We start from the raw sequence: 16,297 nt of genomic DNA, 5'->3' as shown, positions 1-16,297 counted from the left end.
AAACATACACTCCCTATGATATACCATAAATATTATGAGTATGTTTATATTGTATACCTTTTTAAATTAATATAACATATTTCTAATAAATATTTATTCACTTTTACTTTTTATATGCATAATAAATGGGTATAAACTTAATAAAACAGCTTATTCCCCATTTATACAGTATTCAATTTCTTCTGCTGTCAAATTTCCTAAGTAAATATGATTTAAATACTTCTTTAATATATGGTAGCTTTTTTTAATTTCATCTATTGGTGTTGGTTGAAGATTCATTTTATATCTTGGAAAGTACCTGGAAAGATGTAAAGGGATATCTTTATTTAATGAACTTAAAAAAGTTGCTATTTCCATTAATGTTTCATCATCAGTATTTTCACATGGTATAAGCAATGTGGTAACTTCAATATGCTTTCCCATTTCATAAGCTATTTTAATGGTTTCTTTCACTGCTTCTAGTTCTCCAAAGCATAACTTCTTATAATACTCTTTTCCGCCTTTTAAATCTATATTTAATGCATCAACATAAGGCAATAACTTCTTTAAAGGCTCATTACAAATATAGCCATTGGTAACTAATACTACCTTGTGCTCTTTATTTCTTTCTTTAATCTTTCTAGCTACATCATAAACATATTCATACCATATGGATGGTTCATTATAAGTGAAGGCTAAACCAATATTATTTTCTATTTCCATAGATATCTCTGACATTTCTTCTGGTGGTATATACTTACTTTCAGCTCTATATTGAGAAATTGAATAGTTTTGACAAAATGAACATTTGAAATTACAACCAAAAGATCCTATTGAAAGTATCATGGTTCCTGGATAAAATTCATATAATGGCTTCTTTTCTATTGGATCCATGGAAAGAGAAGTTATTTCACCATAATTTATACTATATAACTTTATTGCCCCTTCTTCATCTTTCTTAACTTCTCTTACTCCACATACACCTTTATGTCCTTCACTTATTTTTTTACATCTATGGGGACAAAGATAACAATTTATTAATCCATCTTTTTCTTCATAAAACATCGCTTCCTTATTCATCATCTTCACATTCCTTAAATCTTTCTACTTTGAATCTTTCTAAAACATAATTATCACTTGGCCTTATATTACCTTTTTCCATGGCTATAGCTACTTGCTGTTCACTTGTATCTATTCCTTCCAGTTTAGGTAAAAGTAGTCCTCTTTTAGAGCCAGAAGAAACAATTACTCCATATTCCTTAGGATTAAGTTCTTCAAATGTAGTCTTTTCTGGTTCATGTAATAAATCAACTGAAATATCAATTTCCTTAAGTTCTTCTTGTGTTAATGGCGAAAATCTTGGATCATTAATGGCAGCACTTAATGAATTTCTTATTATTTCTTCAGCTATGGTATCTGTTACTGGTGCTATTGTTCCAATACAGCCCCTTAATTCTCCATTGATTTTCAAAGATACAAACACACCTTTTTTATCATTTAATAATTCCTCATCCTTAACATCATCTATTGTTAACAAGGTTCCCCTATCAAAATAGCTATTTAAATTTTTTCTGGCTAAAATGGTATATGGATTTCCTTCCTTCATTCTTCGTTGATTTTCCATTTCACTTTTTTGCAATAATTTATCATATAAATTTGTTTCTTTTCCCTTAAACTCCATTATTCCATAGCCAACACCTAAAGGTCCTTCATAACTTAATAACTCAGCTTTTGCTTCATTGGAATTAATTGCTCCTGCCAGTACGTATAAAGATCTTAATCCACATTGTCCACTTTCATTAACAAGAACCTTATCCATATTAAATAAGCCTTCTAATTTTCCACTTTGTAAAATACTGATAAGTTCTCTATCAAACTCTGCACCTAAAGGTGTATAAGGATAAGGACCATCCTTAGTAAGCCTATGAGATAAATCGCCTGAAGCTACCAATACTGCTCTTTCCTTACTATCTTCTACTGCTCTATTGATTACAGTACCAAACTTAGCAAGCTCTAATGGAGATAATAATCCATAAGTAATATGAACTAATTTATATTTGCCATACTTTTCAATAAAATATAAAGGAACCATGGCACCGTGATCCAACTCTAAATCAACGCCATAAACATATGCATTTTCTTTATTTAAAGCTGCTACATTTAAATTTTCCTCATCAGCATATTTAATTATTTTTCTGGTAAGATCTAAGTTAATATGATAATTAAATTTAACATTTGCAGCATTAAATTGAGCAAGGTTTCCTGAAATACTCCTTTCTGTAACCATTGCCATTGCATCTCTAAACATAGCACCATGAGGAGTTATTAATATTAAAGTATCTGGTTTTAAAGAAGCAATCCTTCTTGCAGCTTCATCACATGCTTTTACCGTATTATTTACTTCTACTTCTTTTCCCTTTCCTACTTCATGGACTATAATTGGTGGATGTGGCATTAAAAAATATCCTAACATTTTATATCACCTTCTTATTTTTGCTTATTTATAGTATATATAAGTAACGATTTTTTATGATAAAAACAAGCCATAGCAAAAATTTTTGCTATGGCTTATTTTTTTATTTATCTGTTTTTAATGATTACTGTGATAATCTTTCTTTTAAAGCTTGTACTGCATCTTCATTTATAGCAATTGCTTTACCTACTGTTCCACCAAGCTTTTCCCATACATAATTATGTACTTCTACAGCATTGCTAAAATCTAAATCATCCCACTTTAATAACTCTTTATATAAATAATCATCCTTACCCTTTAATAATGGTACTGTTTCATTTAAAAAGCCTTTATCTATTTCTATCTCTTCCCATATTTCATCATTTTCAGCAATAATTATTGTGTTAGCTCTTAAATGGACTTCATAATATAAATCTTCTATATTATACCCATTATCCACTTCTACTTCACTACTAGATACCTGCTGAAGTTGTGATGAAGTTTCTTTAGGTGAAGACTCTATAGAACTTTCATTTTCTTTACTGACAGCTACATTTTTACTTGAAGAACTTCCACCTAAAGTTAATTCAATGGCAAAGCTAACTCCTAAGACAACAGCCAAAATAGCAAGTACTATAGCTGTAGCCTTCAGTCTTTTATAAGGTTTATCTTCATTATCATATGTTCCATTATTACCATTTCTTTTTCCCCACATAATATACTTTATCTCCTTACTTGTTATTTTATGGTATATTATACATTATTTTACCAAAACCTTCAATGTGGTTAATATAAAAATACCTGCATAAAATGCAGGTATTTTGGCCCCTGAAAATTATTTATCCAATAACTTCAACTTTAGTAACTTCATCTATATAAGTAAGTTCTGATAAAATATCATTAATATCTACTTCATCATCTACATTAAGCTTTAAGATTATTTTTGCTTTATCAATAGATACCTTTTTTGTCTCTATTGATATTATGCAAACTCCAGCAATTTTTAAGCCATCTCTTACCTTTTCCATGGACACTACTGTATCACCTGTTAAATCAAGTTCAATAAAAACATGAGAGTTTCTTTTTATTGACTTTATTTTTTTTAATCTAAAGATATCTGTTAAGAAAATATAGGATGCTATAGTTATTATAACAGCCCCTAAATATACCCCTGATCCTACAGCTAATCCTATACAAGCTGCAAGGCATATTGATGCTGCAGTAGTTAATCCTTTTACACTTCTTTTATCCTTAAGGATAGTACCTGCACCAAGAAAACCTATGCCTGATATATATTGTCCTGCCAATCTAAATAGATCATTATTTCCTCCATTAATGCGATAATATTCTAGGGATGTAATTTGAATTAAAAGACCAACCATCCCTACAAGCACATGGGTTCTTATTCCTACAACCATACCTTTCTTTTCACGATTATAACCAATTGCTCCTACAAGAACTATGCAAAGTAAAGTCTTAAAAATAATTTCTAAAATAACCTTTATATTTACGCTTCCTATAATTTCTTTTAACATCTTCCTTCCCCCTTTTTCTTAAGACCTTAACTTTGTACTCTTATTATCTGGAGAGATTATTTATAGTATAAATCAAAAGGAGTAGATTTTGTTCTACTCCTTTTTCTATCTATGATTTTAATTATTTTCAAGTATTAAACATTAACAATATTTATATAAATTTAATTATCATCTCCCTTACAGTAGATTAGATAATTGGATCATCTCCCTCTGGGCTGCTTCATAGTTATTCATATCACTATGGTGCCAATAAACTATTGCTTCTTCACGGACAATATTAAGGTTTGAGCATTCCTCCTTTCCCTTAGTCTTAATAAAAGACTCTATATCATTTGATATTATCATCGCCAAGCATCCCTCCCTTTTCACACATATATGGTTAAGTTTTTATAGACAAAAAGGAGTCACAAAACATCTTTTGTGACTCCTTTGTCTTATCTATATTAATATTATACTATGGCAAATAACCATTGTAAATATTTCCCACTAACTTTTTTAGAAATTTTATTCACTTTCATACTTAAAACTTTTTTCTCTTTTATAATAAGTATAAGCTAATGGTATTACTGCTGCAAACCAAGCAACAGGATCTGCAAGACATATTCCCATAAATTCTAAAACTTTAGGTAAGGTAAAAGCTACTACAGCTCTAGCAACAAGTTCATAAACTCCAGCCATCATTGGAATAAATGAATCTCCTATTCCTTGAAGTGCATTTCTATAAACAAATATTAACCCTAATGGAATGAAGAAAATTGCTGAAATATTTAAAACTTGCTGTGCATAAGATAATATTTCTGCATCTGGATTGCTAACAAAAATCATTACAAAATATTTTCCTAAGAAAATAAGTACCATGGCAGAAATCAAGCTTGTAATTATAGAAATTTGTACGCACTTCTTAACTCCTAATTTAATACGGTCATATCTTTTTGCTCCTATATTTTGTCCACAATATGTTGCCATTGTTACACCTAAAGTAGTAGCTGGTTGCATAACTAACTGTAATACTTTTGAAGCAGCTGCATAAGATGCAATTACTGTAGATCCAAATATATTTATAGCACTTTGTACAGTCATTATTCCTATGGCTGTTATGGAAAATTGAAGTGCCATAGGTATACCAACTTTTAAATGTTTTCTATAATACTTTTTCTTAACTTTAAAATCTTCTTTTTTAAGTCTTAATATTTTATATTTCTTATAAGTATAAATTACACATAAAAGCGCTGAAACCCCTTGAGATATTACTGTTGCATAAGCCGCTCCTGCAACTCCCATTTTGAAGTTTATAATAAGTACTAAATCTAAAATTATGTTAAGTACTGAAGATACTATAAGAAAATATAAAGGCGTTTTGCTATCGCCTAAAGCTCTTAATATGGCAGCCATCATATTATAGAATATAATAGCTACATTTCCAGCATATAAAATAATTATGTATGTTGACGCATCCTTCATTATATTAGAAGGAGTGTTCATAAGAGCTAAAAGAGGCTTTGCTGAAATTACGCTTATGAAAGTCACAATTATAGTGGCTATTATTGATAAAGTAATTGAACTTGCAACAGCTTTCTTTACTCCTGCTTCATCTTTAGCACCATACTTTTGAGAAATAAGTACTGCAAATCCGCTTGTAAGCCCCATTACAAATCCATTTACTAAAAACACCATGGAACTTGTTGTTCCTACTGCTGCTAATGCTTCAACTCCTACAAATCTTCCAACAATAATTGTATCAACCATACTATAAAACTGCTGAAATATATTTCCTATTAAAAGCGGAATTGAAAATAGCAATATCAGTTTCACTGGATTGCCTGTTGTCATATCGTTTGTCATTGATTCATCTCCTTTTTATTTTTTCACCAGCATATATAATAACACATTTTTCTACATTGCAAAATAAAATAAATCCGCAGATACGCAAAGCTACATACTTTGTTACATCTACGGATTATAAACACAGTTTCCCCAAGAATAGTGAATAAAATCGACTCCCTGTATAAAAAGCAAATAAACTTTTTACTATTATTTACATTTATAATATACTCTTTACCTTAAATATTGTCAATATAATTTTAGATAAAAAAGGAACATCTTCTAAAAAAAGAAAATGTTCCATAGTAATATTTTAAGCTGTCCTTTTATTATTAATCTCTTCTATTATTCCCCAGGCAATTGAAAGCCATAAATTGATTCCAAAGATAGCACCAAAACTTCCATATAAATATAATTTTTTAAAGAAATCTCCGGCAAAACCATTAAACATAATGTGTATTTCCTTTGGCTCCATTATTGCTATTTGTTCCATAGTGACCTGCTTTAAATTTACAGCTTTTAAAAGTTCACTAGTATTGTTAAATGTAACATTTAATACAGCTTCAATAACTCTACAGATGACATCATCCTTTGTATCCTCTTTAATAAAGTTCACACCGTCATTAATTATCTCTTCATAAATTACATTGATTATTTCTCTATTAGTATCATTGAAGCTTTTATTATTAAATGCAGTTTCAATATAAGCTTTCATACACTCTATAGAATATTCTTTATCAATAAAATCATTTAATGATGCTTTTCTAACTACCTCTTCATAAAATTCATTTGCTATTTTTTCAAGGGTTATTGCAAACTGCTCATTATTAACAACTATATTCAATATTCCTTTAGTACACCTTACTATATCTTCTCTTTTTACTGCTAGCATTACTTTATTTATAGCTGTTTCTTGTATATGCTGTATAAATTCTTCATCTATTATCTTATCTGTGCACTTAATTATTTCATCTATATTATTTACTAAATTATCTCTACTGACCTCTATAACAAGCTTTAACTGGTTACTAAATTTATGACAGATATCTTTTAATGAAGTCAAATCTGTGAAAGATAGAAACTCCTTAAGATTTTCATTTAATATTATGTTAATAGCCTCATCAATAACATCTTCAATATTTTCTTTTACATACTGAGATTTATTAAGGCTTATATATATACTATCTAGTACTTTACTACAATTAATTTCTTTTGCTTTAAGCTGTAAACTCTTTATTGGTGTAGGATAAACAGAATATGATAATGTATTTTGAACTATTGACGTAATTTCTAAATATTTATTATCTAAAAATATAGGCACTTTAATATCTATTATTGTATCTACACATCTGTCAACAATATCATCCCCACCAAACATCATATATGCTCCTCTTTCAAGGAAATTAAGTCCTGATTTGATTTGGTTTCTTACCTTTTCACTAAAATTATTTCTATTGGCTTTTAAATAGTTTTCCCCTTTGCTAATAACATATCTACTTAACTTAGGTATATTACTATCAATATATGCTGCTAGCTTTCCACCAAATACATTGCCAATGGTATTATCACCATCAATTTCTTTTTGTAAAAACCCTGAAATTTCATTTTCAAAATAGCTTTCACTTTCATTAAATATCCATAACATTGATTTATCTTTAATATATTTTCTTAAATTTTCACTTTTTTCTTTAGAGATAATTTCACATAAAGGCTTATTAATGATAGTTTGATATTTATCCTCACCTTTAAGGATTATCTTTTTAATATTTTCTTCATTTAATATGTCTTTACTCTTATTTAGTAAAACGTCCTTTAAGCTACTATTCACATCTGTTCTTATTTTAATAAACTGCTCTTCTTTCATAAACTCTTTACACTTTTTATCAGTTTTTATTTTATCTTCAAGATAATCTGCTGTTTTCTCTGCAAAAATTAATGATAGCTTTCTAGTATCAAGGATGATTTTAGATATAGTTCTTGGCTTTACAATTTTTTCAACACTTACATTTCCTATACCTTCCACTGCTCTTTCTGCTATCTTCGCTTTATTATTTTCTATATTTTTTTTCATTCCATTATATAAAAAGTCTACTATGGTTTCTTTCTTTTCTTTTATTGAATCCATTATTACTTTATAGTTACTTTCAGATATACTGCTGATAAGATATCCCTTAAACATATCTTTTTTAGAACTTAATAGCATTTTTACTCTTTCACCATTTAACAGTTCTTCATCAATAACATAACCTATACCTCTTGCCATGGTATCCTTATGTGCTGGAATATATCCCAAAGAAAATTTCCTTAAGAATGGTATTTTAGCTAAGAACTTATTTCTCTTATATGGATAAAATAACATTTTTAAAGCTATAACATTGGTGCCTACGCCTATCATAGCCATAATAATACAAGATATCACTGTAGAACCTATACTACTTGAAAATCCACTTATAGAAGCATTTCCATAAAATAACCCATAAATACATCCAACAATAAGCCCTAAAATACCTCCAAATACTGATAATGGCTTAAGTTCATTTCCCATAAATGCTTGAGCAAGATCACATATTTCCTCTTCATTAAACTTTATCAAATTATCATAGATAATATTCTTTATATTGCCATTAAGCATTTCTTCAATATTGTTATCTATATACTTATATAACTTATCCTTTGAAGTTTCTATTAATTTTTCTTTATTGCATATATAATCTATAAATTCATCTAAAGTATTTTCAGAATATTTACTTATGATTTCTTTTTCAAGATTTACCACAAGTTTTACCATGAAATTTTCTAATTTGTCTTTTTCATTATCTAGCACCTTAATTAAATCTATTTCAGCTACCTTACTTATTATTCTTGTATTAATAGGCTCTAGTATTTCTCTTTTATTATTCTGTAGCAGCTGTAATAATGAGCTATCTACATTCTTTAAAAACTTAGTAAATTTCTCTTCTGGCAGAAGCTTTTCCATTGGAGTATGAATTACTTCCTCAATTTTATTATTAATACTATTAATAACTCTTGGCTGTAAGTAGCTTAATATTTCTTTTCTTTCTTTATAAATCAATAAGAAAAGCTCTTCTTTCACATTTCTTTTTAATAAATTAACACTTTCTTCTGTAATGAAAGAACTTATTTTTTTAGAAAATATTGATTCAACTAATAGGTTTAATATTTTTTCACCATGTATATTAATCTTTTCAATAATCAGTTTACTTAATGCAGTTATTTTATCTGAACTTATGATATTTGCTTCTTCAAGCTTAACTATTATATCTTTTACCTTATTACTCTCTAAATAAGTTATTATACCTTCTGATATCTTCTTTACTGATTCTTCATTAATTTCATATGAATCTATATAAGAAATAATTTTATCTACCACACTGGCTTTTTCTGATATATCACTAAAAAGACTATCTCTAACTTTTTGTACTATTATCCTTTTGATACTTCCATTCATGCCTTCAATGGATTCATCTATAGAGTCTTCAATTATCTTATTAACTTCATTTTTATTAAATCTAATCCACTCTGATATGCTTGGTATAGCTTTGATGGTCATTTCTTCAATAAACTTTGAAAGATTAATGGATGATTCTTCTGGCAATAACTCATACAATGTAAAATCTAGATCTTTTGCTATTTTTATTAACTGACTTAAAATAGTATTTACGCTATGAGCACCCTTATCTGAATTTATAAGTGCAGATCCTTTTGCAAATAAAGCTGAAGATATTTCTTTTTTTTCTTCTGCAGAAAAATAATCATTTAATGTATTAGATCCTATTGACTTAAATAAATTATTTATTATTTCATCTATATTAATGACATCATATATCTTTCCCATCATATTTGATAATTTTTCTTTATCAGTTAATATCTTTTCTAATGAATTGATTATAAATTCTTCTATATTGGCTTTTATCTTTCTTTCCGTAGCTTCATCAATGATATCTTTTATTATCAAACTATTATTTTGATGATAAATATCTGTTAATAAAACAGAAATCTTATGCTCTGACTTTATGTATTTAAAAGCTTCTTCATAAACAATATCTGTTATATAAGATATATGCTTTGCTGATAAAATTTCTGTAATTTTTACATTGTCTACTATATTTTTTAATAGCTTATCTGATACAAGTTTCATTTTAACTTCTGTAAATTCTAAGATACTTTCTTTGCTTTCTTCAAATGATGAAATATCTTTTATTTTCACATCATTAAATACTTCTTTAAGACCGCTATTCCAAAACTCTTCTACAGTTATGTCTAACTGCTTCTTAAATTCTTCTCCATGTATATGCTCCTTTAATGTCTTTCCATTAATAATATCTTTTTCCACTAAAGTACTTATTTCATCTATAAATTTTTCTTTATTTTTCTTAACTACTCCTCCTAGCTTTAATGGTGTGTATTCCTTAAAAAGCATATTTACAGCATACTTATTAGTAATATATCCTGCCACTCCCCCTGAAATACTTTGAAGTATTAAAAATAATGGGTTTATCAATGTTTTTCTCTCCTTTTATTACTGTTAATTACTATATTATACTACAAAGAAAATTTATCCACAAAATTATTAATCGTTTTCCATTTTATGGTATAATATTCATATACTTTATTTTATGAGGTGAGTTATGGATAAAATTAAATTTAATGGTTTAAGCGAAATTAACAAAGTAAATTGTATTTTAGAATTAAGCAAGAAAAATAGCTTAAATGAAATCAGTACTCTTTTAGGCATAAAGAAAAATTCTATTAAGTCTCTTATGGAAAAATATAATTACACTTTCAATGGAAAAAACTTTTTAAAATATAAGGAAGTATCCAAATCTACAAAAACTTGCATCCCTGAAACTTCTGCTCCAACTGATAGATTATATGCCTTAGAAATGAGAATATTTGAATTAGAAACAATTGTTAGAAACATTAATTATGATTTACAAAATCACAAACAAAATCATCAAAATAATGGTAACGCATTACAAGAAACTTTTTCACTTCAGGATAGAATAGTTTTGAAAGATTCTGTAATGGATACCTTAAATACTTTTTTAAAAAATCATCCTGAATTAAATAAAGATGATGTTATAAATAAAGCAATTTCAGAGTATATAGAAAACTATAGCAGATTAGTTATCTATAATAAAAAAGACAATAAATAGATTGATTTTTTCATTCTATTTACTGTCTTTTTTTATTTATTATTTTTCGCTATATTTATTAATCATCTCATTTTTTAAATTCCAAAGATCAGGTGATAAATCTACATAATACTCCTGTGGATTAGTAAATCTCTTTTGTTCATCCCATAAACTATTTACACTTTCTCTACAATGAGCTTTAATGTCTAATACAGCTGGACTTTCATAAACACATTCCCCATTTAAAAATACAGGAACTTGAAGCTTTTTAGCATAGAAATTAGTTACAAGCTTCTTCTTCCAAGTATGAACTGGATCAAATATTTCATATTCTTTGCTATCATCTATTACTTCATGAGCTAAAGTAATAACATCTGCAATTGCTTTATTGCTTTCTCTATCAAATAATCTCCATACTTGCTTGTATCCAGGATTAGTTACCTTTTCTACATTTTCTGAAAGTTTAATTCTAGGTACTATTTCACCATTTTCTTCCACAGCCATCAGCTTATAAACTCCACCAAATACTGGTTCTGATTTAGCTGTAATAAGTCTTTCACCAACTCCATAAATATCAATCTTAGCATCTTGACTTACAAGATCTCTTATAATAAATTCATCTAAGCTATTGGAAGCAATTATCTTACAATCTCTTAATCCATTTTCATCAAGCATTTTTCTTGCTTTCTTTGATAAATATGATAAATCTCCACTATCAAGTCTAATTCCTTTTAATCTTTTTCCCATTGGTTCTAATACTTCTTTAGCTATTCTTATGGCATTAGGAATTCCTGACTTAAGAACGCTGTATGTATCAACAAGAAGCATACAGTTATCTGGATAAGTTTTTGCATAAGCTTCAAATGCCTTATATTCATCTCCAAAGAATTGAACCCATGAGTGAGCCATTGTCCCTACTATATCTACACCAAAGTCTTTTCCTGTTATAGTAGTTGCTGTTGCATAAACGCCTCCGATTATAGCTGCTCTGGCACCTAATATGGCTGCATCTGCACCTTGACCTCTTCTTGCTCCAAGATCCATTACCACTCTGCCATTAGCTGCTGTAACAACTCTATTAGCTTTAGTAGCTATAAGACTTTGATGATTTATTGATAATAATAGCATTGTTTCAATAAACTGAGCTTCCATTACCTTTGCTCTTACTGTAACAATTGGTTCATTAGGAAATACTACAGTTCCTTCTGGAATTGCATAAATATCTCCGCTAAACTTGAAATCTCCTAAATATTTTAAAAACTCTTCATTAAATATCTTTTTTCCTCTTAAATATTCAATATCATCCTCTGAAAAGCTTAAGTTCTTAATATACTCTATAAACTGCTGCAAGCCTGCTGTAATTGAAAAACTTGCTCCATCAGGATTTTTTCTAAAGAACATATCACAGTATACCACTGAATCAGCATATCCGTTTTCATAATATCCATTAGACATTGTTAGTTCGTAGAAATCCACTAACATACTTAAATTTCTTTCGTTTTTTAAATCCATACTCTTCATCCTTTTTCCTTATATAAAAGGGAATTCACCTCCATCAGCAGATAATATGGCTAACTTTTATTTATATTAACATATTATTATTATTTACATAACTAGTCAATGTCTGAGTAAATTTATTTTTCTAACATTTTAGTAAACTTTGCTATATATCCAATATTCATCACATTCATTTTTAAATATAAATTCACTTGCTTTTACTTTTCCATTTTTCTTATGATTATATAATACTTGTCCATCATTTCCATAGTTCTCATTATCCATATTAGGGTCCATTATTTTAAAATAATTCTCCCCATCAATTTCTTCTACGCCATATATAACTATATAATGACCTTCTTTTGTAAAGTGACCTGGTTTCATTATGGCAATAGCCATGTGCTTTCCATCACTTAGCAATTCCTTTAAAACTTCTGTTTCTTCTCCACTAACTCTTGTAAGCCCAAGCTTGTATTTTTCTTCATTAATTATATCACTAAAAAATTGTCTTTTGGTGTATCCTTCACAGTATCCATTTTCAATAGAGTAATTAGCAAGTTCTACTGGATCTATGGTCCTATCTTTTAAGGTTGAAAGCACCATGGCCATAGCTATTACCCCACATCCCGATGTCCCAATTGTACTTTCTTCAGTATCATAAGGTATTTCAGCCCACTTTGAATCTTCTTGGTTATAATAAACTTTAACTCCCAAATATGTATTTCTTTGTTTCATCATAAAAGCCAATCCTACAAATGAAAATACCATCATTACTGAACATATTTTTAATTTTAATTTCAACTTATTTCTTTTTCTACTCATCTTTCTCACCTAATTCTTTTCTTTTGTTTAATATATTCTAGCACAGCCATGAAAGAATAAATATACTCTTAAGATATTTTTAATAAATAGAAAATATTCTTATGTAAAGTAGGCATTATGCCTCTTTACACCAGCTTGATGATATTCTTGCATCATTGATATATCCAAGATAGCTATGTGCTACTTTCACATTCATTCCATCAAATTCTTCAATTTGACTTTCTGTAAGTTTTTCCACTCTTTCGTCACTACCTAAATATACATCCTTGCTAAAAATATAATTTTTTCCACTGTCTTTTTTAAATATCATTACCCTTCACCCCATAATCATTTTATAGTTTTTTCTCACAAAATTATTATATATTATTTTACTTAAAATCCCTTTTTTGTTTTAATTTTCAGTTTTATGAATAAAATTATTCATTTGTGCATAATTTTATTCATACGTGCATAATTTTATTCATCCTTTGCTTTATATTATATAAATAGAAATCATATTAACTATGATTTCTATTTATTTTATACTGCATAACTAGTATTGGATAATGGATGCTTTCGAATATATAGCTTTCTCTTTTTTTCATATTCTTCTTTTGATATCGTATCTTTTCTTGAATCATGAATTGTATAATCATATCCTTTGTTATTCACATCATACCATTTCAATACTTCTCTAAAACTTTTGCCATCTCTTTGACTTTTAAGAAAGATACCACTACCACGTCCTATATTGTCTAGTGTCCATGTATTGCACCTTATTTCATTTAACATTGTCTTATTATAAGGGAACTGAACATATGCATGGGTATTGTTCATATACATTCTACAGATTGTGGTATCATCATCAAACTTTATTAACAAAATGTCATTTCTCAATCTTTCTTCTCTTATACCTATTTTAAAATAGTCATTTTTTAAATATAAAAATTTAAAGTCTTTTATTTTCTTTTCCTGCCCCATAATAAATCCCCCTTATAACATATATTTATGCAGGAAAGAAATTTTGTTTATATATTTTGTAACTATTTTTATATTTTATATAATATTAATTAATAGTTAAAATTTTATAAAAAAAGAACAGATGTTACTCTGTTCTTTAAAAATATTATTTATTCATTTTTTCATAAACTTTATCTATTACAGCTTTTCTTTCTTCACCTATAACACTGATTAGCTTAGATGGCATAAAACCATTTTTATATACTCTATCTTCATTTCTTTCTATCATAGCTATGATAGTTTCTTCAAATTTCTCTTCAGTTATCATATCTTCTAAATAAGTATCCACTAAATCTTTTATTTTTGAAGCTAATTCTTTTGGATTTCTATATACTGCTCTCATGCTTTTCTCCTTAAACATAAAGTAAAATTTATTAAACATAATGATTTTACTTTAAATTTTAAGTTAATGCAATGAAAAATATTGACTTTTACTTGTTTAAACATATATAACTTATATTGTTAATCAACTTATTAGTTTCAGTTTTATTGATTAATAAATATTTTTTTGGTATTATATGTATATATTTATAAAATGAGGTTGTAAAATGTTAAAAAACTTATATTATCAGATTTTTGATAGAAAAAAATTTTTTTCATCTTCAAATGATTTTAAAGAATTTGAAAATTATAGAATAGGAATTAATACTTCTAGAACAAATATTTGTATTACTTTACTTTTTCCTTTGATGCTTTTTTTATCTTGTTTTAGCGTTTTATTTTATAATAGATTTAAAAGCAATTACTTACATAAAAAAACAATATTCTTTCTTCATATTTTTTTATGTATAATTTGTGTATTGTGGTGTATTTATTATAAACTATTATATAATAATTTAAAATTTATTTATAATCGCATTATTTATTGGACTTTTATCAATTTAATAATATGTGCCACTACTTTAATAGGACTATATAATCCTAATAATTATTCTGAAATATCAGCATATATTATGATTATATTTATTGCTTGTGCCATATTCTATATTCCTCCTGCTACAAGCATACCAACCTTTGGAATATCCTATTTAATTACTATTTTATTTATTTTTTATAATAATTCTATGCCACTTAATATAAAAATATCAGCCTTTATAAGCTGTACTATAGGATTATTATTTTCATTAGTTATCTCATATAATCTATACCTTCATTTTTTTAATAATTATAAAAGAAATTTAGAGTTACTGAGAACTAATAAAAGGCTTGAAGAATTAGAAAGCAGTAAAAGTCTATATTTTACTAATTTTTCTCACGAATTGAAAACACCTTTAAATATAATTTACTCAGCACAGCAAATGCTTAAGCTTATGATTGAAAAAAAAAATATTAATAATACTAACTACATAAAATATTTAAATATAATTAAGCATAATACAAATACCTTAACTAAACTTATTGAAAACCTAATTGATATAAGTAAACTAGAAACCTGTTGCTTTAAGATTAATTTAGTAAATGAAGATATTGTTAAAGTTGTTGAAAATATCAGCTTATCAGCTGTTTCATATGTAAAAGATAATGGATTATCCCTTACCTTCGATACTGATTGTGAAGAAAAAATAATTACTTTCGATCCTGATTTAATGGAAAGAGTCATTTTAAATCTTTTATCCAATGCCATTAAATTTACACCTAAAGGTGGTAATATATTAGTTACCATTAGCACAACTAATGAATATATTTACATTTCAGTAAAAGATAACGGCATAGGAATTCCTGAAAACATGTTAGATTCAATTTTCAATCGCTTTACTCAGGTGGAAGGACAATCAATGAATAAACACGGAAGTGGTATTGGATTGGCTCTTGTGAAATCTTTAATAGAACTTCACGAAGGAACAATCACCGTAAGTAGTAAGGTTAATGAAGGTAGTACTTTTACTTTTACTCTACCTAATAAAAGAACAGATAATACAATTAACAATAATTTCGAAACATCTAAAAGTGAAAGAATTGACTTTGAATTTTCAGATATTAAAAAATAGCAAAAAAGCTTTGATTTTGGTCAAAGCTTTTTTAGGAATAAATTCCAC

At 27.5% G+C, this 16,297-nt stretch carries 14 protein-coding genes; 2 read left to right on the top strand and 12 right to left on the bottom strand.

The annotated features are described in order from the left end of the window. Window positions 1-150: 150 nt before the first annotated feature. The 7 genes from amrS to Q5O44_RS02085 all read right to left on the bottom strand — a co-directional run bounded on the left by amrS (window position 151) and on the right by Q5O44_RS02085 (window position 10,309). Window positions 151-1,062, bottom strand: coding sequence for an AmmeMemoRadiSam system radical SAM enzyme (amrS, locus tag Q5O44_RS02115; RefSeq protein ID WP_022166736.1), 912 nt, complete (start codon window positions 1,060-1,062; stop codon window positions 151-153). Beyond that, the gene (gene amrA / locus Q5O44_RS02110; protein ID WP_022166735.1) at window positions 1,052-2,452 is read right to left on the bottom strand and encodes an AmmeMemoRadiSam system protein A; all 1,401 of its coding nucleotides are present in this window, start codon (window positions 2,450-2,452) and stop codon (window positions 1,052-1,054) included. The genes amrS and amrA overlap by 11 nt, the downstream gene beginning before the upstream one ends. Before the next feature lie 124 nt (window positions 2,453-2,576). Further along, window positions 2,577-3,146 carry a DUF6241 domain-containing protein gene (locus tag Q5O44_RS02105; RefSeq protein WP_022166734.1) on the bottom strand — a complete coding sequence of 190 codons (570 nt, stop codon included), beginning with the start codon at window positions 3,144-3,146 and terminating at the stop codon, window positions 2,577-2,579. Between the two features lie 124 nt (window positions 3,147-3,270). Then, complete coding sequence (locus Q5O44_RS02100) at window positions 3,271-3,966, bottom strand: MgtC/SapB family protein (RefSeq protein WP_022166733.1); 696 nt, start codon at window positions 3,964-3,966, stop codon at window positions 3,271-3,273. Between the two features lie 177 nt (window positions 3,967-4,143). After that, entirely contained in the window at window positions 4,144-4,317 is a 174-nt protein-coding gene (locus Q5O44_RS02095) for a hypothetical protein (protein ID WP_291662721.1), read from the bottom strand. 153 nt (window positions 4,318-4,470) lie between these two features. Then, complete coding sequence (locus tag Q5O44_RS02090; RefSeq protein ID WP_022166731.1) at window positions 4,471-5,808, bottom strand: MATE family efflux transporter; 1,338 nt, start codon at window positions 5,806-5,808, stop codon at window positions 4,471-4,473. A gap of 292 nt (window positions 5,809-6,100) precedes the next feature. Then, complete coding sequence (locus tag Q5O44_RS02085) at window positions 6,101-10,309, bottom strand: DUF445 family protein (protein WP_022166730.1); 4,209 nt, start codon at window positions 10,307-10,309, stop codon at window positions 6,101-6,103. 127 nt (window positions 10,310-10,436) lie between these two features. On the opposite strand from Q5O44_RS02085, the gene Q5O44_RS02080 reads away from it, so the two are divergent. After that, the gene (locus Q5O44_RS02080) at window positions 10,437-10,964 is read left to right on the top strand and encodes a hypothetical protein (RefSeq protein WP_022166729.1); all 528 of its coding nucleotides are present in this window, start codon (window positions 10,437-10,439) and stop codon (window positions 10,962-10,964) included. A gap of 39 nt (window positions 10,965-11,003) precedes the next feature. Here the strand turns inward: Q5O44_RS02080 and Q5O44_RS02075 are convergent, their stop codons facing one another. The 5 genes from Q5O44_RS02075 to Q5O44_RS02055 all read right to left on the bottom strand — a co-directional run bounded on the left by Q5O44_RS02075 (window position 11,004) and on the right by Q5O44_RS02055 (window position 14,604). Beyond that, window positions 11,004-12,464, bottom strand: a complete 1,461-nt coding sequence (locus tag Q5O44_RS02075) for a nicotinate phosphoribosyltransferase (RefSeq protein WP_291662714.1) — start codon at window positions 12,462-12,464, stop codon at window positions 11,004-11,006. Window positions 12,465-12,593: 129 nt separating this feature from the next. Next, on the bottom strand, window positions 12,594-13,262 hold the full coding sequence (locus Q5O44_RS02070) for a C39 family peptidase (RefSeq protein ID WP_022166727.1): 669 nt from the start codon (window positions 13,260-13,262) through the stop codon (window positions 12,594-12,596). Window positions 13,263-13,377: 115 nt separating this feature from the next. Then, complete coding sequence (locus Q5O44_RS02065; RefSeq protein WP_022166726.1) at window positions 13,378-13,572, bottom strand: hypothetical protein; 195 nt, start codon at window positions 13,570-13,572, stop codon at window positions 13,378-13,380. A gap of 209 nt (window positions 13,573-13,781) precedes the next feature. Continuing rightward, window positions 13,782-14,222, bottom strand: coding sequence for a hypothetical protein (locus Q5O44_RS02060; protein ID WP_022166725.1), 441 nt, complete (start codon window positions 14,220-14,222; stop codon window positions 13,782-13,784). Window positions 14,223-14,367: 145 nt separating this feature from the next. Next, complete coding sequence (locus Q5O44_RS02055; protein ID WP_022166724.1) at window positions 14,368-14,604, bottom strand: TIGR04540 family protein; 237 nt, start codon at window positions 14,602-14,604, stop codon at window positions 14,368-14,370. Window positions 14,605-15,214: 610 nt separating this feature from the next. Here Q5O44_RS02055 and Q5O44_RS02050 point away from each other — a divergent pair. Beyond that, entirely contained in the window at window positions 15,215-16,249 is a 1,035-nt protein-coding gene (locus tag Q5O44_RS02050) for a sensor histidine kinase KdpD (RefSeq protein WP_302637141.1), read from the top strand. Window positions 16,250-16,297: the final 48 nt, after the last annotated feature.

This window comes from Clostridium sp. CAG:221, assembly GCA_000435835.1.
Taxonomy (GTDB): Bacteria; Bacillota; Clostridia; order Clostridiales; family Clostridiaceae; genus Clostridium.
This window is presented reverse-complemented; position numbering and strand designations above follow the sequence as displayed.